Origin of the sequence: Sandarakinorhabdus oryzae (assembly GCF_009733735.1) — a bacterium.
GTDB lineage: Bacteria > Pseudomonadota > Alphaproteobacteria > Sphingomonadales > Sphingomonadaceae > Sandarakinorhabdus > Sandarakinorhabdus oryzae.
Genome location: NZ_WNJP01000045.1, coordinates 1 through 18473, shown reverse-complemented (window position 1 = coordinate 18473; position 18473 = coordinate 1). Strand labels below are relative to the sequence as shown.

23 protein-coding genes and 1 pseudogene are annotated in these 18473 nt (G+C 67.2%); 17 read left to right on the top strand and 7 right to left on the bottom strand.

What is annotated here, in order from left to right:
* A partial coding sequence (locus GJ693_RS06570) for an NAD(P)-binding domain-containing protein (RefSeq protein ID WP_197042007.1) occupies window positions 1-169 on the bottom strand: 169 nt, incomplete at its 3' end.
* A gap of 46 nt (window positions 170-215) precedes the next feature.
* The gene (locus GJ693_RS06565) at window positions 216-599 is read right to left on the bottom strand and encodes an acyl-CoA thioesterase (RefSeq protein ID WP_156255527.1); all 384 of its coding nucleotides are present in this window, start codon (window positions 597-599) and stop codon (window positions 216-218) included.
* Between the two features lie 119 nt (window positions 600-718).
* Here GJ693_RS06565 and GJ693_RS06560 point away from each other — a divergent pair, with 119 nt between their 5' ends.
* From GJ693_RS06560 to GJ693_RS06550, 3 genes are all read left to right on the top strand, one after another.
* Window positions 719-1963 (top strand): threonine ammonia-lyase, encoded by a 1245-nt coding sequence (locus GJ693_RS06560; protein WP_156255526.1) that lies wholly within the window; start codon window positions 719-721, stop codon window positions 1961-1963.
* Between the two features lie 87 nt (window positions 1964-2050).
* A complete protein-coding gene (locus GJ693_RS06555) occupies window positions 2051-2785 on the top strand; it encodes an arginyltransferase (RefSeq protein ID WP_156255525.1) in 735 nt (244 codons plus the stop codon).
* A 331-nt stretch (window positions 2786-3116) separates the two neighbouring features.
* Entirely contained in the window at window positions 3117-5201 is a 2085-nt protein-coding gene (locus tag GJ693_RS06550) for a catalase (RefSeq protein WP_156255524.1), read from the top strand.
* Between the two features lie 17 nt (window positions 5202-5218).
* Here the strand turns inward: GJ693_RS06550 and GJ693_RS06545 are convergent, their stop codons facing one another.
* Window positions 5219-5647, bottom strand: a complete 429-nt coding sequence (locus tag GJ693_RS06545; protein WP_156255523.1) for an RrF2 family transcriptional regulator — start codon at window positions 5645-5647, stop codon at window positions 5219-5221.
* Window positions 5648-5736: 89 nt separating this feature from the next.
* Between GJ693_RS06545 and GJ693_RS06540 the strand changes: the two genes are divergently transcribed.
* Genes GJ693_RS06540 through GJ693_RS06525 form a run of 4 tightly spaced genes read left to right on the top strand, consistent with a single transcriptional unit; the run spans window position 5737 to window position 7532 of the window.
* On the top strand, window positions 5737-6120 hold the full coding sequence (locus tag GJ693_RS06540) for a group III truncated hemoglobin (protein ID WP_156255522.1): 384 nt from the start codon (window positions 5737-5739) through the stop codon (window positions 6118-6120).
* Window positions 6117-6803 (top strand): alternative oxidase, encoded by a 687-nt coding sequence (locus tag GJ693_RS06535; RefSeq protein ID WP_156255521.1) that lies wholly within the window; start codon window positions 6117-6119, stop codon window positions 6801-6803. The genes GJ693_RS06540 and GJ693_RS06535 overlap by 4 nt, the downstream gene beginning before the upstream one ends.
* Window position 6804: 1 nt before the next feature.
* The gene (locus GJ693_RS06530; protein WP_156255520.1) at window positions 6805-7086 is read left to right on the top strand and encodes a DUF1971 domain-containing protein; all 282 of its coding nucleotides are present in this window, start codon (window positions 6805-6807) and stop codon (window positions 7084-7086) included.
* A gap of 2 nt (window positions 7087-7088) precedes the next feature.
* On the top strand, window positions 7089-7532 hold the full coding sequence (locus GJ693_RS06525; protein ID WP_156255519.1) for a cupin domain-containing protein: 444 nt from the start codon (window positions 7089-7091) through the stop codon (window positions 7530-7532).
* 16 nt (window positions 7533-7548) lie between these two features.
* On the opposite strand, the gene GJ693_RS06520 is transcribed toward GJ693_RS06525, so the two are convergent.
* Window positions 7549-8493, bottom strand: coding sequence for a LysR family transcriptional regulator (locus tag GJ693_RS06520; protein ID WP_156255518.1), 945 nt, complete (start codon window positions 8491-8493; stop codon window positions 7549-7551).
* A gap of 111 nt (window positions 8494-8604) precedes the next feature.
* Between GJ693_RS06520 and GJ693_RS06515 the strand changes: the two genes are divergently transcribed.
* Window positions 8605-8901: a hypothetical protein gene (locus GJ693_RS06515; RefSeq protein WP_156255517.1), complete on the top strand. Its 297-nt coding sequence runs from the start codon at window positions 8605-8607 to the stop codon at window positions 8899-8901.
* Window positions 8902-8981: 80 nt separating this feature from the next.
* On the opposite strand, the gene pgi is transcribed toward GJ693_RS06515, so the two are convergent.
* The gene (pgi, locus tag GJ693_RS06510; RefSeq protein ID WP_156255516.1) at window positions 8982-10484 is read right to left on the bottom strand and encodes a glucose-6-phosphate isomerase; all 1503 of its coding nucleotides are present in this window, start codon (window positions 10482-10484) and stop codon (window positions 8982-8984) included.
* 109 nt (window positions 10485-10593) lie between these two features.
* Between pgi and rnc the strand changes: the two genes are divergently transcribed.
* Window positions 10594-11319 carry a ribonuclease III gene (gene rnc / locus GJ693_RS06505; protein WP_235902706.1) on the top strand — a complete coding sequence of 242 codons (726 nt, stop codon included), beginning with the start codon at window positions 10594-10596 and terminating at the stop codon, window positions 11317-11319.
* Window positions 11316-12218, top strand: a complete 903-nt coding sequence (era, locus tag GJ693_RS06500; RefSeq protein WP_156255515.1) for a GTPase Era — start codon at window positions 11316-11318, stop codon at window positions 12216-12218. The genes rnc and era overlap by 4 nt, the downstream gene beginning before the upstream one ends.
* A 70-nt stretch (window positions 12219-12288) precedes the next feature.
* On the opposite strand, the gene GJ693_RS06495 is transcribed toward era, so the two are convergent.
* The gene (locus GJ693_RS06495; protein WP_197042006.1) at window positions 12289-12960 is read right to left on the bottom strand and encodes a cistern family PEP-CTERM protein; all 672 of its coding nucleotides are present in this window, start codon (window positions 12958-12960) and stop codon (window positions 12289-12291) included.
* Between the two features lie 162 nt (window positions 12961-13122).
* Here GJ693_RS06495 and recO point away from each other — a divergent pair, with 162 nt between their 5' ends.
* The 7 genes from recO (at window position 13123) to GJ693_RS06460 (ending at window position 18065) form a co-directional block, all read left to right on the top strand.
* Window positions 13123-13851 carry a DNA repair protein RecO gene (recO, locus tag GJ693_RS06490; protein WP_197042005.1) on the top strand — a complete coding sequence of 243 codons (729 nt, stop codon included), beginning with the start codon at window positions 13123-13125 and terminating at the stop codon, window positions 13849-13851.
* Window positions 13852-13892: 41 nt separating this feature from the next.
* Window positions 13893-16139: a DNA topoisomerase IV subunit A gene (gene parC, locus GJ693_RS06485; protein WP_156255512.1), complete on the top strand. Its 2247-nt coding sequence runs from the start codon at window positions 13893-13895 to the stop codon at window positions 16137-16139.
* A 39-nt stretch (window positions 16140-16178) separates the two neighbouring features.
* Window positions 16179-16343: a hypothetical protein gene (locus GJ693_RS06480; protein ID WP_156255511.1), complete on the top strand. Its 165-nt coding sequence runs from the start codon at window positions 16179-16181 to the stop codon at window positions 16341-16343.
* A gap of 3 nt (window positions 16344-16346) precedes the next feature.
* Window positions 16347-16526 carry a hypothetical protein gene (locus tag GJ693_RS06475; protein ID WP_156255510.1) on the top strand — a complete coding sequence of 60 codons (180 nt, stop codon included), beginning with the start codon at window positions 16347-16349 and terminating at the stop codon, window positions 16524-16526.
* 35 nt (window positions 16527-16561) lie between these two features.
* The gene (locus GJ693_RS06470; RefSeq protein ID WP_156255509.1) at window positions 16562-16894 is read left to right on the top strand and encodes a hypothetical protein; all 333 of its coding nucleotides are present in this window, start codon (window positions 16562-16564) and stop codon (window positions 16892-16894) included.
* Window positions 16895-17095: 201 nt separating this feature from the next.
* A complete protein-coding gene (locus GJ693_RS06465; RefSeq protein ID WP_408014547.1) occupies window positions 17096-17863 on the top strand; it encodes an SPFH domain-containing protein in 768 nt (255 codons plus the stop codon).
* Between the two features lie 7 nt (window positions 17864-17870).
* Window positions 17871-18065 (top strand): toxin-antitoxin system HicB family antitoxin, encoded by a 195-nt coding sequence (locus tag GJ693_RS06460; RefSeq protein WP_156255507.1) that lies wholly within the window; start codon window positions 17871-17873, stop codon window positions 18063-18065.
* Here GJ693_RS06460 and GJ693_RS16815 read toward each other — a convergent pair.
* Window positions 18056-18473 (bottom strand): annotated as a pseudogene (locus GJ693_RS16815) (CCA tRNA nucleotidyltransferase); the annotation flags it as partial. The gene GJ693_RS06460 and the pseudogene GJ693_RS16815 sit on opposite strands and share 10 nt — an antisense overlap.

The window sequence follows — 18473 nt, the reverse complement described above, 5'->3', positions numbered from 1 at the left end:
CCGGCGTGGCCGCGCTTTGGCCGCCATGGGCCGCCACCCAGGCCGCCGCCTTGGCCGGCGTGCGGTTGTAGACGGTGAGGTGGTGGCCCGCCTGGCTCAGGTGGCGCGCCATCGGGGCGCCCATGACGCCCAGGCCCAGATAGGCGATGCGGAGTGCGGTGCTGCTCATGGCCCGCGCCTTAGCGGCCGGCGCAGTGCCGCGCCAGTGGGCTGAATCAGCGCGGCAGGAACAGCGAGACCACGTCACGCGCCAGGCGCGCCGGCCGCATGGTGGCGACATCGATGCAGCACCAGGTGCTCTTCACCTCGGCAATCACCTGCTCGCCGCGCTTGAACAGGGTGGTGAAGAAAGCCCGCGCGCCCTGCACGCCTTCGGCAACCACGCTGGCCACCACATCGTCTTCCAGAAACGCCGGGGCGCGGTAATTGATATTGTGATTGAGCGCGACCCATAGGTGATTGGCCACAGCTTCAGGCGGCGCGGTGTGCTGCCAATAGGCGACAACCGCATCCTGCACCCAGCGCAGATAAACCGCGTTGTTGACATGGCCCATGTGATCAATGTCGGCCACGTCCACTTCCACGTCGTGCCGATACATCTCACCGAATCCTTGCCACCACAAAGATCAAGAGTGCTCACCACTGGCGCGCGCGGTCAAGCCCGGCACGCCGCCCGTCATGGGTAGCGCAGTCGCGCCTGCGGCGTTATGGAGCAGGGATGACTGCCACCATGACCATCACGCAGGATATCCTGCCGATCAACCTTGCCGATGTGGAGGCCGCCGCCGCCAACATTGCCGGCAAGGTGATCCGCACGCCCTGCCTGAAATCGGAAACGCTGAGCACGCTGACCGGCGCGCAGGTGTGGCTGAAGTTCGAGAATCTGCAGTTCACCGCCGCCTACAAGGAACGCGGCGCGCTCAACCGCCTGCTCAGCCTGACCGAGGAGGAGCGCAAGCGCGGGGTGATCGCGGCGTCGGCCGGCAACCATGCGCAAGGGTTGGCCTATCATGCCCGCCGATTGGGCATCCCGGCCACCATCGTGATGCCGCGCTTCACCCCGATCGTGAAGGTGCAGCAGACCGAAAGCCACGACGCCAATGTCGTGCTGTTCGGCGAGAAATATGACGATGCCAGCGCCCACGCCTTCGAATTGGCGGCCAAGAAGGGCCTGGTCTATGTCCACCCGTTCGACGACGCCCGGGTCATGGCCGGCCAGGGCACGGTGGGCCTCGAAATGCTGGAGGACGTGCCGGAGCTCGACACGTTGGTCGTGCCGATCGGCGGCGGCGGGTTGATCTCCGGCATCGCCACCGTCGCCAAGGCCCGCAATCCCGACATCAGCGTGATCGGCGTGCAGGCCGAGCTGTACCCGTCGATGTATGCCGCGATGAAGGGCCAATCGGCCACCTGCGATGGCGACACGCTGGCCGAAGGCATCGCCGTCAAGAATCCCGGCAAGCTGACGCAGTTAGTGGTGCGCGCGCTGGTCGATGACATCGTGCTGGTTGGCGAGCGCGACCTCGAACGCGCCGTCTCCCTGCTGCTCGGCATCGAGAAGACCGTGGTGGAAGGCGCCGGTGCCGCGGGCCTGGCCGCGCTGCTGGCCCACCCGCGCCGCTTCAAGGGCGCCAAGGTTGGCCTGGTGCTGTGCGGTGGCAATATCGACACGCGCCTGCTCGCCAACGTGCTGCTGCGCGATCTCGCCCGCTCCGGGCGGCTCGCGCGCCTGCGCATCCGCCTGAAGGACCGGCCGGGCCAGTTGTTCGAGGTCGCCCGCATTTTCGATCAGCAGCAGGTCAACATCCTGGAAGTCTATCACCAGCGCGTGTTCACCAACCTGCCGGCCAAGGGCCTGATCACCGATATCGAGTGCGAAACCCGCGACCGCGATCACCTCGACCGGCTGGTCGAGGCGCTGCGCGCCGCCGGTTATGAAACAAGGCTGGTCGAAGCGGACTGATTCATCGCCGGGCAGACTCGCCAGCCGCGCAAACCCGCGTTAGCATCGCCGTTATCGGGGGACAGTCGCAGGCGAGGGCCTTCACGGGTGACGGACCAGAGTTATCGATTTCCACGCTTTTTCGTGACGGCCCCGTCGGCCTGCCCCTATCTGCCTGGGCGGACCGAACGCAAGGTCTTTGCCGAACTGAAAGGCGATGATGCGCCGGCCATGGCCGAAGCGCTGGGCCGTATCGGTTTTCGCCGCAGCCAGAATGTCGTCTATCGCCCCAGCTGCGACGGCTGCAACGCCTGCGTTTCGGTGCGCGTGCCCACCCAGCGATTCGCCCCCGGCCGCAGCCAGAAGAAGTTGCTCGCAGCCCACGCCGATCTCGATGTGCACGCCTGCGAACCCTGGGCGACCGAGGAACAATGGGCGCTGCTGCGCCGCTACCTCTCCGTGCGCCACCCCGACGGCGGCATGGCGGCAATGGACGCGCACGACTTCGCCGACATGGTGGAACAATCGCCGGTCGATACCGTTATGGTCGAATATCGCGAGCCGGCCACCGCCGGGCGCATGGGCCGCCTCGTCGGCTGCTGCCTCACCGACAAGCAGTCCGACGGCCTCTCGATGATCTACAGTTTCTACGATCCCGAACTCGCCTCGCGCCCCGGCATGGGCAATTTCATCATCATGGACCACATCACCCGCGCCGCCCGCGCCGGCCTGCCCTATGTCTACCTGGGCTACTGGATCGAAGGCTGCAGCCGTATGGCCTACAAGACGAAATTCCGCCCGGTCGAAGCGCTGATCGGCGGGCAGTGGCGGGAGGTGGGTTAAGGGCCGCCCTCCCCACCCGCTCATGCCGAGCTTGTCGAGGCACCCCACACGCGCACCGTTTGCCAGAACAAGAACAGCCTCCGGCGGACAGGGGCTGAGCCCCTGCACCCTCTTTCGTTTTCGGGCCGCCCAACCCGGCCCGCACGCGTCACACCGGACTTGATCCCCGGTTGCGGTTTCCGCGCCATGATGCGAGCAAATGGTCGCCACGAACGCGGCTGCCGGGCGCCAGCCCCTGCCCGCCACAGGCCCTTCTGTCGTCGATCCATCGGGGAACAACAGTCGGCCGGGCGCGTTGTCATCACAGCGCCCCAGCAGAAAGCCCGTCGCCATGTCCACGACTTCCCGTTCCACGCCGCCTGCCCTCAAGTCCGGCACCGGCGGCGAGCAGCACCAGATCGCCGGCCCCGGCCAGCCAATGCTGACCACCAACACCGGCATGGTGATTTCCGATGATCACAATAGCTTGCGCGCCGGCCCGCGCGGGGCGCTGCTGCTGGAAGACATGGTGCTGCGCGAGAAGATCTTCCATTTTGATCACGAGCGTATCCCCGAGCGCGTCGTCCACGCCCGCGGGCTTGCCGCGCACGGCTTCTTCGAACTGACGGACAGTCTGGCCGCGCTGACCACGGCGCAGGTGCTGGGCGACGTCGGCCACCGCACGCCGGTGTTCGTGCGTTTTTCCACCGTGGCCGGCAATCGCGGTTCCGCCGATCTGGCGCGCGATGTGCGCGGCTTTGCGGTCAAATTCTACACCAGGGAAGGCAATTGGGATCTGGTGGGCAACAATATCCCGGTGTTTTTCATCCAGGATGCGATGAAATTCCCCGATCTGGCCCACGCCGTGAAGGAAGAGCCGGATCGCGGCTTTCCGCAGGCGGCTTCGGCACATGACACCTTCTGGGACTGGATCGCGATGACGCCCGAAGCCCTGCACATGGTGATGTGGCAGATGTCGGATCGCACCATCCCGCGTTCGGTGCGGATGATGCAGGGCTTTGGCGTGCACAGCTTCCGCCTGGTCAACGCCGCGGGCCAATCCACCTTCGTCAAGTTCCACTGGACGCCCAAACTGGGCCTGCAATCGGTGGTGTGGGATGAAGCGGTGAAGATCAACGGCGCCGATCCCGATTACCACCGCCGCGACCTCTACAACGCCATCGAGTCGGGCGATTTCCCGGAATGGGAACTGGGCGTGCAGCTGTTCAGCGAAGAGGATGCCGCCGGCTTCGATTTCGATCACCTCGACGCCACCAAGCTGATCCCCGAAGAAATCGTGCCGCTGCGCGTGATCGGCCGGCTGGTGCTGGATCGCAACCCGGCCAACGTGTTCGATGAAACCGAACAGGTCGCCTTCTGCACCCAGAACCTCGTGCCCGGCCTCGATTTCTCCGATGATCCGCTGCTGCAGGGCCGCAACTTCTCCTATCTCGACACCCAGCTCAGCCGGCTGGGCTCGACCAATTTCAACCAGATCCCGATCAACGCGCCGAAATGCCCGTTCGCCAACATGCAGCGCGACGGCCACATGCAGATGCAGGTCCATCCGCAGCGGGTCAGCTACACGCCCAGCCTGCTCGATCCGTCCGGCCCGCGCGAAAGCCCGACGCAGGGCTTCCGCAGCTTCCCTGCCGCCGTTGTGGGCACCAAGCAGCGCGAACGCTCCGCCACGTTCAGCGATCATTACAGCCAGGCCCGCCTGTTCTTCGAAAGCCAGAGCGTGCCGGAACAGGATCATATCGTTGCCGCGCTGATCTTCGAACTGTCCAAGGTGGAGGCCGATATCGTGCGCGATGCCATGCTCGGGCACCTGGTGGTGATCGATGCCGATCTGGGCAACCGCGTCGCCGCCGGCCTCGGCCACACCACGGCCATCACACCCGCCACCCCTGCCGTGGCTCCGCGCAGCGATCTCGCTCCCGCGCCCAGCCTCAGCATGCTGGCCCGCGGCGTGCCCCCGTTGACGGGCCGCCAGATCGGCGCCCTGGTCACCGATGGCGGCGATGCGGCCACGGTGACTGCCCTATTGAAGGCCGCCCGTGCTGCCGGCGCCAAGGTGAAGATCGTCTGCCCCACCATCGGCGGCGTCACGCTCAGCGACGGCACCCGACTGAAGGCCGATCACCAGCTGGCCGGTGGACCTTCGGTGCTGTTCGATGCCGTGGCGATCATCGCAGCCGAAGCCGGCACCACCGCTTTGCTTGGCACTTCTTCCGCCGTGGCCTGGGTACACGATGCCTTCGCCCACCTGAAGGTCATCGGCGCCACGCCAGCGGCAATGCCACTGCTGGCAGCAGCCGGCGTGTGCGAAGACGAAGGCATCTGCGACCTCGATCCCGGCGCCGGCGTGTTCATCGAAACTGCCAGCGCCGGCCGCATCTGGGCGCGGGAGGCGGATGTGCGCCCAACCTATTGAGGGCGGCGCCGGCGGCCTCAACCCGTCGCCGCCGGCCGCAGCAGATGGCCGAAATCGCCCTTGCGGGCCAGGGCGTCGGCCAGGGAATAGCCATCCAGCACCTTCAGGAACGCCGCCAGCGCCTCGTCGAACATGCTGGTGAGGCCGCAGGCCGGGGCGATCAGGCAGGTTGCGCATTCGACCAGGTCGAAATCATCCTCGGTGTGGCGCACCAGGGCACCGATCATGATCTCGCTGGCGGGTTTGGCCAGGCGGATGCCGCCGTTGCGGCCGCGCACGCTGTCCAAATAACCGGCGCCGACGAGGTCGCTCACCACCTTCATCAGGTGGCTCTGGCTGACGCCATAGGCGCGTGAAATGGCGGCGATGGAGGCAAGCTCGCCGGGCTGGCGGCCGAGGTAGAGCAGCACGCGCAGGGCGAAATCGGTGTAGCGGGTGAGGCGCATCCGGATGAATCCCTAATAGATGCATTCTTGTTGCATGTTTTATCGCGCCAAGATAGATGCATTCCATATGAATGTTTTGGAACGATGCCATGACCGGCCTCGACGATGCCCAATTGCAGCAGCTGGTGGACGGCTTCTACGCCCGGGTCCGCGCCGATGCGCTGCTCGGCCCGCTGTTCAACGGCGCGGTGGGTGACTGGCCGCACCATCTCGAGACGCTCGGCGCCTTCTGGTCGTCGGTGATGCTGACCAGCGGACGTTACAAGGGCCAGCCCCTGCCCGCGCATCTGAAGCACCGCGCTACCATCACGCCGGCGATGTTCGAGCGCTGGCTGGCGCTGTGGCAGGCCGAAAGCAATGCCCGCCTGGCGCCCGAGGCCGCCGCCGCCGTTCAGGCCCGCGCCGCCCGCATCGCCCGCAGCCTGCAACTCGCCCTCTTCCCGCCGTTCCCGACCCGGAGTGTGCAGCCATGACCGAGATCCCGCTTGTTGATGTCCGCGCCCATCACCGCCCGCGTGATGCCGCCGATCGCATCGCGCTGGCTTTCACCAAGGCGCTGCGCTGGTGTGCCGATTGCTTCTTCGCCAAACATTATGGCCACCGCGCCGTGGTGCTGGAAACCGTGGCGGCGGTGCCTGGCATGGTTGGCGCCACCCTCATCCACCTCCAGTGCCTGCGCCGCATCCGCGATGACGAAGGCTGGATCCGCCGCCTGCTGGAGGAAGCCGAAAACGAGCGCATGCACCTGATGACCTTTGTCGCCATCGCGCGGCCCACCGTGCTGGAGCGGCTGGTCATCCTGGTGGCGCAATGGCTGTTCTACGCCGGCTTCTTCACCCTCTATCTCCTCAGCCCGCGCACCGCGCACCGTGTCGTCGGCTATTTCGAGGAAGAGGCAGTCACCAGCTATACCCACTACCTCGCCGAGATCGACGCCGGCCGCTGCCCCAACCCGCCGGCGCCGGCCATCGCCCGCCATTATTGGCAACTGGGGCCGGAAGCGACGCTGCGTGACGTGGTGTTGCTGGTGCGGGCCGACGAGGCCCACCATCGCGACGTCAACCACGGCCGCGCCAGCGCCCTGGCCGGCGCACCGGCACCGCAGACGGTGGCGCCTTACCCCGTGCACGCTGCCCCGCTCGACAGGGCCGCCTGACATGAGCGCCCCCTATCGCATCACGCCGGTGTTCACCGAGCAGACGCTGCCCGCCGCCCTGCGCCAGCGCCACGACACCAGGGCCGGCGTGTGGGGCCTGATCCGGGTGCTGAGCGGCGAGCTGCTGCTCACCCGGCTCGACCCGCCCGCCGAAGAATATCTGCGCCCCGGCCGGCCCGGCATCATCGCCCCGCAGGAACCGCATTTCGTCACGCCGCTGGGGCCAATGACGATGAGAATCGAATTCCACCACCAACAGTCCGATCAAGACTTGGGAGACTGACCATGGGATTTGCCCGCACCGCCACCACCGCGCCCATCCGGGTGCTCGCCGATGAACTGCGCCTGCTGCTGCGCTCCGCCAACTCGCCCGCCGCGATGAGCGTGATGGTGGTGGACGTGCCGCCCGGCGGCGGCGTGCCGCCCCACAGCCACGCCGCCGAGGAGGAAGGCTATTATCTCCTCTCGGGTACGCTCGACCTGATGGTCGGCAACGAAACCCACCGCCTCGGCCCCGGCGACTTCGGCCACGTACCGCCCGGCACACTCCACGGCTACGCCAACCCCGGCCGCGAGCCCGTGCGCTTCCTGGCCTGGACCGTCGGCGGCCCGGTCGATGATTTCTTCGAAGCCATGAGCCGCGAGGTGCAGGAAATGCCGCGCGATGCGGCGGCAATGGCGGCGCTCACCCAGCGGTTCGGAATCACCATGGCTGGGCCGCCGGGTTGAGGACGAACAGGGAAACTCAGGCGTCGGCAATCAGGTGGTTGAGGATGCCCGTCGCCACTGCGGCCTTCACATGATCGATGAAGGCGCGCAGCTTGGGCAGCACCTGGGCGTGGCCGGGGTAGTGGAGGAAAAGGCCGGGGCTGGACGGGGAGAGGCCGGGGAGCACCCGCTCAAGCTCGCCGCGGCGCAGTTCATCCAGCACCAGTGGTTCGCTCACCTGGGCCAGGCCCATGCCACGCCGGGCCAGCGCCACCACCGACGCCATGTCGTTGACGATCACCCGGCCTTTCACCGCCACGTCGATGCTGCGGTTGCCGTCGATCAGGCGCCACGGCATCATCACGCCGCTGGTCAGGCGCTGGCGGATGCAGTTGTGGTTCTTGAGATCGGCCGGGGCCTGCGGCCGGCCATGCTGTTCGAGATAGGCCGGCGACGCGACGATGACAAAGCGGAAGGCCGGCGCCAGGCGCACGCTGATCATGTCGGCCTCCAGCAGCTCGCCGACCCGGATGCCGGCATCATAGCCGCTGGCGGCGAGATCGATCAGCGCGTCCTCGCCGGTCACCTCCACGTCTACTTCGGGATATTTGGCGCAGAAATCGGCGATGACCGGCTCGATCAGCAGTGGCACCACCGAACGCGGCATGTTGAGCCTGAGCAGCCCGGCCGGCCGGCCGCCCAGCGAACGCGCGCTGTCCCACGCACTGATCAGCATGGCCCAGGCCGGCGCTGCCTGGGCGTGGAACAACTGGCCGGCTTCGGACAGGCCCACGGAGCGGGTGGTGCGGATGAACAACGGCACGCCGATGCGGTCTTCCAGCTGCTTGACCGTCTGGCTGACGGCGGAGGGGGAGACGCCAAGATCATCGGCCGCCTCGCGGAACGAGGCGCGTTCGGCCACGCGCAGGAAGGCCTCGACCCCATCGAGGAGATTGCGCGGGATTGTGTAGTTCTGCTTCATAGGCCGCCAAGCATTATCCGGATTAACTTGGGTCTGAGTGTGACTTAAAACCTCTTCATCGGCAAGCCACTCAACAGGGGCTCCCAGCCGGAAGACGAAAGGACCCAGACCATGATCGCTCGTTCCACCATCGACCGCCTGACCATCACCGCCCTCGCCCTCACCATCGTCATGCCGTTTGCGGCGCTGAGCCCGGTGAAGGCAGCCCCCGCGAACTGCGCGGTGGAAGCCCAGGCCATTGCGGCCCAGGCGTCCTCGGCCGACCCGAAGGCCGCCGCCAAGGCGCTGCGCACCGCCCGCCTGGCCGCTGCGCTGTGCGAAGCCGGCAACGGCCATGAAGCGGCCAAGAAGTTCACGCTGGCCCGCCAGCAGCTCGACACCAGCATCCAGCTGGCTGACCGCCGCTGATCCACCTGCCCACCTGCCGGCCCCTTCCGCCGGCAGGCCTTGCGGCGGCCACCCTCCCCCAGGTGGCCGCCGCTTTCTTGTCAGATGCCAGCCAGCGCCACCAGCCGCGCGGTGGAGGGATCAAAGCCCAGATCTTCACCGGCCAGCAGCGCGTTCGCGAGTTCCTTGCCCAGTTCCACCCCCCATTGATCGAACGGGTTGATGCCGAGCAGCACGGCGGCGGTGAAGGTGCGATGTTCGTAGAAGGCGATGAGCGCCCCCAGAGTCGCCGCATCCAGCCGATCCAGCAGCAGTGTTGAGGACGGCCGGTTGCCGCTGAACGTCTTGGCATGGGCGAGCGCTTCATCGCCGCCGGACAGGGCCAGCGCGTCCGCAAAACTGCGCCCCTTCAGCAGTGCGGCCCCTTGCGCGAAGCAATTGGCCAGCAACTGGCGGTGATGGGTGGCGGGCAGGCCATGGCCGGGCTTGCGCACGGCCACGAACTCGATCGGGCCAATCGCCGTGCCCTGGTGGATAAGCTGGAACACCGCGTGCTGGGCATCGGTGCCGGTGCCGCCCCAGGTGATGGGCGCGGTGGCCCCAGCCAGCGGGCCGCCGCCGCGGGCGACGCCCTTGCCGTTCGATTCCATCTCCAGCTGCTGCAGATAGGCCGGCAGCAGGCGCAGCCGCTCGTCATAAGCGAAGACGCCGCGGGTCTGCTGGCCCTGGCCGTGCGCCGCCCACACATCGGCCAGCGCTGCCAGCACCGGCAGGTTGCACGGCAGTGGCGTGTCACGGAAATGCGCGTCCATGGCCGCGGCGCCCGCCCGCAAGGCCGCGAACGCGCTTGGCCCGCAGCGGATGGCAAGCGGCAGGCCAACGGCCGACCACAGCGAATAGCGCCCACCCACGCTTTCCGCAAAAGGCAGCACGTGGCCGGCGCCCCAGGCCGTCGCCCGATCGGGCCGGGCGGTGATGGCAATGCAGTCTTCGCGCCGGCCGCCCAGCGCGGCCAGCGCGGTTTCGGCGTTGGTCAGGGTTTCGGCGGTGGTGAAGGTTTTGGAAACAATGACCAGCCGCGTGGTGGCCGGCTGCACGGCGGCGAGCGCACGATGCAGGGCCTCGCCATCAATGTTGGACACGACATGGATGCGCGGTCCGTCGCCATCGCGCCCCAGCGCATCGACCAGCAGCGCCGGGCCGAGCGCCGAGCCACCGATGCCGATGTGGATGATGTCGGTAACGCTGCCAGTCCGCAGTTGGTGGGCGATGGCGTCTCCCTGCGCCGCGCCGGCGGCTGCCACCGCCACGTCGGCGGTGCTGCCCACGCCGCGTTCGGCCGTGTGGGTGGCGGCGCGGCCTTCGGAGGGATTGACCATTTCGCCGCCCAGCAGCCGCGCGCGCCAGCCCGGCAGATCAGCCGCCGTGCAGGCCGCCAACAGCTGATCGAGCACCGGCAGCGGCAACGCGAGGCGCGACAGATCGAGGTGCAGGCCACAGGCGGCGGCGGACAGGCGTGCCAGCCGGTCCGGCTCGGCCATGAACAGCGCGCGAATGTCGACAGGCGCAGCGCCAGCGGCGCGGATGGCAGCAAGATGGTCCATGCTGCCCGTTTTCCGGCGGCAGCGCGGCGAAGTCCAGCCGCAATCTCATCCAACGCCTTGACCGGGTGGGGCTTGACCGGCTGGCGCAATCGGCCCACGGGCTGCGGCGATGACTCGCAAGCGCAAGGCGGCGCCCGATACCGGGCTGGGTCAGGCTGACCGAATGGCGCGGCTGGGCGATTTCGCGCGCACCGTGCTGGGCCACGAGTTTGCCGATCTGGCGCTGCTCGACCGCGCCCTCACCCACGGCAGCGCCACCCGCCAGCCCGGCGCCAGTTACCAGCGGCTGGAATTCCTGGGCGATCGTGTGCTGGGCTGCGTGGTCGCCAGCCTGCTTTATGGCCGCCACGACGAGGCCGAAGGCCGGCTGACGGCGCGACTGCACGCCATGGTGGAAGGCCCGGCCAACGCCCGCGTGGCGCGCGGCTGGGATGTCGGCCCATTGATCACCATGGAGCCGGTAAGCCGCGCCAAGGGCCTGGCTGAAAGTGACAATGTGCTAGGCGACGTAGCCGAGGCGCTGGTCGCCGCGGTGTTCGTCGATGGCGGCTGGGAAGCAGCGGCGCGCTTTGTCACCCGCCATTGGGGACCGCTGATGCAGGCGGAACAGCCGTTCCTGAATGATCCCAAATCCAGCCTGCAGCAATGGGCGTTGAAGCGCCGGCTGGGCATGCCCGAATATCTGGTGGTCGGCCGCGACGGGCCGGATCACGCGCCGCTGTTCACGGTGGAAGCGACGGTGCGCGGTTCCCCGCCCGCCACCGGCACCGGCAAATCCCGGCAGGAGGCCGAAAAGGCCGCTGCCAGCCTGTTGTTGAAGAGCCTGGACGCATGACAATCCCCGATACGCGCTGCGGCACCATCGCCATCGTTGGCGCGCCCAATGCCGGCAAGTCGACCCTGGTCAACGCGCTGGTTGGCCAGAAGGTGGCGATCGTCTCCCCCAAGGTGCAGACGACGCGGCAGCGGCTGGTGGGCATCGCCATCGAGGGCCAGGCGCAGATGCTGCTGGTCGATACGCCCGGCATCTTCCAGCCGCGCCGCCGGCTGGATCGCGCCATGGTGAAGGCGGCGTGGGATGGCGCCAGCGATGCCGAAGTGATCGTGCTGGTGATCGATGCCCGCGCCGGACTGAAAGGCGACGTGCCGGACATCATTGCAACGCTGGCCAACCGCCGCGAGCCCAGGATGCTGGTGCTCAACAAGGTCGATATCTGCGTCAAGGAGCGGCTTCTCGATCTGGCGGCCCGGTGCAACGAGATGGCGAAATTCGACGAGATCTTCTTCATCAGCGCCACCACCGGTGATGGCGTGCCCGAATTGAAGGCGGCACTGGCCAGCCGGCTGCCGATCAGCCCCTGGCATTATCCCGAAGACCAATTGAGCGACGCCACCACCCGGCTGATGGCCACCGAGCTGACGCGCGAGCAGCTGTATCTGCAGCTGCATGCCGAACTGCCCTATGCCGCCACCATCGAGACCGAGAAGTGGGAGGAACGCCGCGACGGCAGCGTGGCCATCCATCAGCAGATCATCATCGAGCGTGACAGCCAGAAGGCGATCGTGCTGGGCAAGGGTGGCAGCCGCATCAAGGAAATCGGCGCTGCCGCACGCGCCGGCATCGCCGAGCTGCTCGGCCGCAAGGTGCACTTGTTCCTGCACATCAAGGTGCGCGCCGATTGGGGCGATGATCGCAGCCTCTACAGCGCGGTCGGGCTCGATTTCGTCGATTGAGGGCGGCCACGAAAAAGGCCCGGCTGCGGACCAACCGCAACCGGGCCTTTTTGCGTGATTGCGCCTGCGATCAGGCCAGCGCGGCCTGGCGGCGGCGGGCAACGGCGCCGATCAGGCCGAAGCCGGCGATCAGCATGGCCCAGCTCGACGGTTCCGGCACCGGATCGCCGCCGGGGTCAAAGCCGCCATCGTTGCTGCCCATGCCGATGCCGGAATTGCCGAAGCCGCTCCCGGTGACTGACTGATAGCGCACGATGAAGTGGTTGAAGACCACCGAGGTGATGTTGTTGGCAAAGCTGAGCGCGAATTCCTGCGTGGCGGTGCTGCCGTTGACGACGCCGCCGCCGCCACCGCCGCTGCAATTGTTGTTGGCGGTCAGGCAGAAATCAATCGTGGTCTGGCCGCCGATCTGCGGGAAGCCGGCGTTGATCACCGCCTTGCCGAACGGTCCGGAAATGGGCGTGGCGCCGATGATTTCGGGGTTGCCGTCAAAGCCGAAGCTGGAGATGCGGCCACCGACCGGCGCAACCGACAGCGTGTTGTCGATGGCGGCCGAGAAATTCCAGGTCTTGCCCACCACGCTGGTCAGCGTGAAGGTGATCGCCGCCTGGAGGCCAGCCTGATTCTGTTCGTTGACGATGCCGTTGTAGAGATAGGTGAAGCTCTTGCCGACATCGGCCGAGGTCACCGTGATCGGCGAGTTGACCAGCGGCACCACCGCTGCAGCCGGCACCGCAGCCACCAAAGCCGGGACTGCCAAAGCAAAAAGCAACTTGTTCATAATCATTACCCACCTGTTAACACACATCGCCTTATGACTCGATTGCTTGTCTGAATCAAGTCTTGGCGAATGGTTAAACCCTCTGCTCGTGGCTTTTGCGACGAACCCGCTATGATGGGCGCCATGCAGCGCGTTGAACCGGCATTGGTGGTGGCCCTGGCCCCGCACGGCGAACATGCCGTGGTCGGGCGTTTCCTGTCGGCCGAACAGGGGCTGGTCGCCGCCTATGTGCAGGGCGGGCGCGGCCGCAAGCTGCGCGCCGTGCTGCAGCCGGGCAACCGCGTCGCACTTGATCTGGTGACCAAATCGGCCGGCCAGCTCGCCTTTGCGACGGTGCACCCGCTCACCACCAACCTAGCGCTGATGCACGGGCCGGCGGCACTGGCGCTGGTCGATTACCTGGCCAGTCTGGCGGCTGCCACTTTGCCGGAAGGCGAACCGCAACCGCAGCTTTATCCGCTGTTCGATGCGCTGTTTGGCGCGGCGGCGGCCGGGGCGCTGGCGGCGGACGTGGGCCCAGCGCTGGTGCGGCTGGAACTGGCGCTGCTGGCCGAACTCGGCATCGGCCTCGATCTGGCCAGTTGCGCCGCCACTGGCACCACCGGCGATCTCGCTTTTGTCTCGCCCAAGTCGCGCCAGGCCGTCAGCCGCAGCGCCGGCGAACCCTGGGCCAGCCGCTTGCTGCCGCTGCCGGCCTTCCTGCTCGGGCAGGGTGAGGCCGATGCCGCTGCCATTGCCGATGGCCTGGCGCTGACCGGCCACTTCCTCGCCCGCGAGGTGCTGCGTGATGCAGTTGCGGCCAAACGCACCTGGACGGCGCGGGAGCGGCTTGTGGGCCTGCTCGGCCGCTGACGCCGCTTGCGGGCAAAGCCGGCCACCGCTAACCCAGCGGCATGGCCACATCCCCCCCTGAAAGCGACACTATCCTCGAAGCCCCGTTCGGCGCCGCGCTGGGTGAGCGCTACCTGGTCTATGCGCTCTCCACCATCACGGCGCGCTCGCTGCCCGATCTGCGTGACGGGTTGAAACCGGTGCACCGCCGCCTGCTGTGGGCGATGCGGCTGCTCAAGCTCAACCCGGATCAGGGCTACAAGAAATGCGCCCGCGTCGTCGGCGACGTGATCGGCAAATATCACCCGCATGGCGATCAGTCTGTCTATGACGCAATGGTGCGCCTGGCGCAGGATTTTGCGCTCAGGGTGCCGCTGGTCGATGGACAGGGCAATTTCGGCAATATCGACGGCGATAACGCCGCGGCCATGCGCTACACCGAGGCGCGGCTGACCGATGCCGCCATCCGCCTGATGGACGGCCTGGACGAGGAATCCGTTCCCTTCCGCACCACCTACAATGGCGAGGAGGAAGAGCCGGAGATTTTCCCCGGCCTGTTCCCCAACCTGTTGGTCAATGGCGCCGCCGGCATCGCGGTCGGCATGGCGACCTCCATCCCGCCGCACAACCCGGCCGAGGTGGTGGACGCCGCCCTCCACCTGCTGCGCCAGCCCGAGGCAAGCGATGCCGATCTGCTGCAGTTCGTCACCGGGCCGGATTTTCCCACCGGCGGCGTGCTGGTGGAGCCGCGCGCCAGCATCGCCGAATCCTACCTGACGGGCCGCGGCAGTTTCCGCCTGCGCGCGCGCTGGAGCATCGAGGACCAGGGCCGTGGCACCTGGACCATCATCATCAGCGAGATCCCCTACCAGGTGCTGAAGGGCAAGCTGATCGAGCAGCTGGCCGAGCTGATCACCGAGAAGAAGCTGCCGATCCTGGCCGACGTTGCCGATGAAAGCGACGAGCAGCTGCGCATCGTCATCACGCCGAAATCGCGCAACGTCGATGCGGATGTGCTGATGGAAAGCCTGTTCAAGCTCACCGATCTTGAAACCCGCATTCCCTTGAACATGAACGTGCTGGATGAGGGCCGGCCGGGTGTGCTCGGCCTGAAACCCGTCATCGCCAAGTGGCTGGTGCACCAGCGCGAGGTGCTGGTTGCGCGTTCGCGCTATCGCCTCGGCCGGATCGATGCGCGGCTGGAGGTGCTGGGCGGGCTCTTGAAGGCCTATCTCAACCTTGACGAGGTGATCCGCATCATCCGCGAGGCCGATGATGCCAAGGCCGAACTGAAGGCGGCGTTCGACCTGACCGATGTGCAGGCCGAAGCCATTCTCAACATGCGGCTGCGCAGCTTGCGGCGGCTGGAAGAGATCGAGATCACCCGCGAGAACAAGGCGCTGACCGAGGAGGCCAAGGGGCTGCGCGGCCTGATCGCCAGCGAAGCACAGCAGACCGAGCGGCTGGCCGGCGACCTCGCCGCATTGCGCACCGCCTATGGCCCCACCACCGCGCTCGGCCGCCGCCGCACCAGCATCGCGGATGCGCCGCAGGTGAAGTTCGTGCCGTTGGAAGCGATGATCGAGAAGGAGCCGATCACCGTCATCTGTTCGGCCAAGGGCTGGATCCGCGCAATGAAGGGCCATGTCGATCTGGCCAGCACGGAAGCGATGAAGTTCAAGGAAGGCGACGGCCCGGCCTATGCCTTCCACGCCCAGACCACCGACCGGATCGTGCTGGCGGCCAGCGACGGCCGCTTCTACACACTGTCGCCCGATCGCCTGCCCGGCGGCCGCGGCCTGGGCGAGCCGGTGCGGCTGATGATCGATCTGGCCGAAGGCACCGACATCGTCAGTCTGTTCACCCACCTGCCCGACCGCCGCCTGCTGCTGGCGGCCAGCGACGGGCGCGGCTTCCAGATCGACAGCGCCGAACTGCTGGCCGAAACCCGCAAGGGCAAGGCGGTGATGAACCCGCGCGAAGGCGCCCGCCTGGCCGTGGTGCGCTGGATCGCGCCGGAAGACGACATGGTGGCGGTGATCGGCGAGAACCGCAAACTGCTGGTTTTCCCGCTGGAAGAGCTGCCGCAACTGCAGAAGGGCCAGGGCGTGGCGCTGCAGAAATACAAGGATGGCGGCATGGCCGATGCGCGGACGTTCGTGATGGCCGAGGGGCTGAGTTGGCCCATGGGTGGTGGTTCGGGCCGCACCCGCACGGAGGCGGATCTCGCCTTCTGGAAGGGCGCCCGCGCCAGCGCTGGCCGCATGCCACCCAATGGCTTCCCACGCGACAACAAGTTCACCCCTTGAGCTATCGCCAGCGTGGCGTGGGCGGGGTAGAGAGGCGCCATGATCGGTATCATCCTCGTCGGCGTGCTCAACCTCGCCATGTTCGCCTGGTTCTTCTACCTCGCGGCGAAGGACCCTTCGAACGTGTTCAAGCGGCGTCGCCCGGAAACGGGCGCAGATGCAGAACGCCCGGCAGGCGGCGATTCCACGCCGCCGGAGGCCTAACCCATGGTCGTCATCGTCCTCATCCTGCTCTCGCTGGGCGTCGCGCTGTTCATCATGCTCAGCGACACGCGGCGGAATGACAATTTCAAGCAGCTGGAAAAGTCCAGCGGCGAGGTCATCGTCGCCGATGCCAGCCATGATGGTGACGGCGGCGATGCCGGGGGCGATGGCGGCGGCGACTGACCGCCTTGGCCTGACCGGTCAGCGGGGCTGAAGCGATGACCTGGCTGATCATCATTGGCATCATTCTCGTCGTGGCGGCCCTCTGGTACGGCGCGACCCACCAGGAACGGCCACCACCAACGCGGCGGGCGGGGCAGCGGGGCCGCGCGCCGCTGGAGCCCCAAGACGGCCTCTACGACGAACCGTGGCCGACCCCGGTTTCGTTTGCGACCGACAGCGACACGATGCCCGCTGACGAGCATGGCAACGACCCGACACATGGCGACAGTGCCGACGATGATTTCACCCGCGGTGGCGGTGATTTCGGCGGTGGCGGTGCCAGCGGCAGTTGGGATGATGGGGGCGGCAGCGACGACAATCAGAGTTGATGCGATTGCCCTTGCCGGCGGCTCACATCCGATATAATTATGATATCGTCTTTAACCCGAGGAGTCGCCCCCGTGACTGACCCTGTTGATCCGCTGCGCCAGCCCAGCCGTGAAGCCGGCGGCGTGGGCAGCAATGGCATCGCCATGCTGTTCCTGTTGCTGCTCGATCTGGCGGCCATCATCTTTGGCGTGCTGGCCCTGATGGCCGGCGGCGGGCCGCTGATGGTGCTTGCCCTCGCTGGTCTGTTGTTCGCCTTCCTGTTCATCCTGGTGGGCTTCTACAGCCTGCAACCCAATGAGGCGGCGGCGATCACCCTGTTTGGCGCCTATCGCGGCACCGATCGGGTGAACGGCCTGCGCTGGACCTGGCCGTGGATGGGCAAGAAGAAGATCTCCTGCCGCGCCAACAACCTGATTTCGCAGCAGATCAAGGTGAATGATCTGCGCGGCAACCCGATCGAGATTGCGGCCCAGCTGGTCTGGCGCGTGACCGACACGGCACAGGCGCTGTTTGATGTCGATGATTATCGCGCCTTCGTCGCCGCCCAGGTGGAAGTGGCGGTGCGCACCATCGGCGCGCGTTACCCCTATGACGATTTCGAGCACAAGGAGGTGACCCTGCGCGGTGATCACGACCGGGTGTCGGGCGAGCTGCGCACCGAGCTGATCAACCGGCTGGCGGTGGCCGGCATCACGGTCGATGAATGCGGCTTCACCCACCTCGCCTACGCGCCTGAAATCGCTGGCGCCATGCTGCGCCGCCAGCAGGCCGCCGCCGTGGTCGCCGCGCGCGAAACATTGGTGGCGGGTGCGGTCGGCATGGTCGAAATGGCACTGGCCCAGTTGAGCGAGAAGAACGTCGTCGAGCTGGATGACGAGCGCAAGGCCGCCATGGTCTCCAACCTGATGGTGGTGCTGTGCGGCGAGCGTGAGACCCAGCCCATCGTCAACGCGGGCAGCCTTTATTGACGATGTGATGGCGGCAAAGAAGGCCTTTCCCCTGCGGCTCGACCCAGCGCTCCATGCAGCGCTGGAACGAGCCGCCGCGGCTGATTTCCGTAGCCTCAATGCCCAGATCGAGGTGCTGCTGCGCGAGGCGCTGGACCGGCGCGGGATGAAGGTGGCGGTGACGCCTGGGCCGCGGCGGGGGCGGCCGCCGGCTCAGGATTGAGCCGCGACGTCCAGCAAGGCCACAACCGTGGCAGGATCTTCAGGGAAGCCAGCGGCCACCCACGCTCGTTCGAACGCGCCCAGCCGCCTTGCCACCTCCGGCCCCGGCGCCACGCCGCGGGCGATGATGTCCTTGCCGCTCGCCGGCAGCTTCGGGCGTTGCCAGCCGATCAGGGGCGCGGCGGAGGCGGCATCGCCGGCGATCAGCAGCCGGTCCACCACCGCCTCGCTGCCCTCTTTGTAGGCCGCGTCCCAGTGCGGCGCCGGGCCGGTGGGTTGCACCGCCGCCACCAGCCGCACGCGCTGCAGGTTGGAGAGTTTCAGGCGCGCGCCTACTTCTGCGGCAACGCGGGTCGCTCCGGCCGGCAGCAGCGCCGCCAGGCGGCGTTCCCAGGCCGGCGTGACGCCG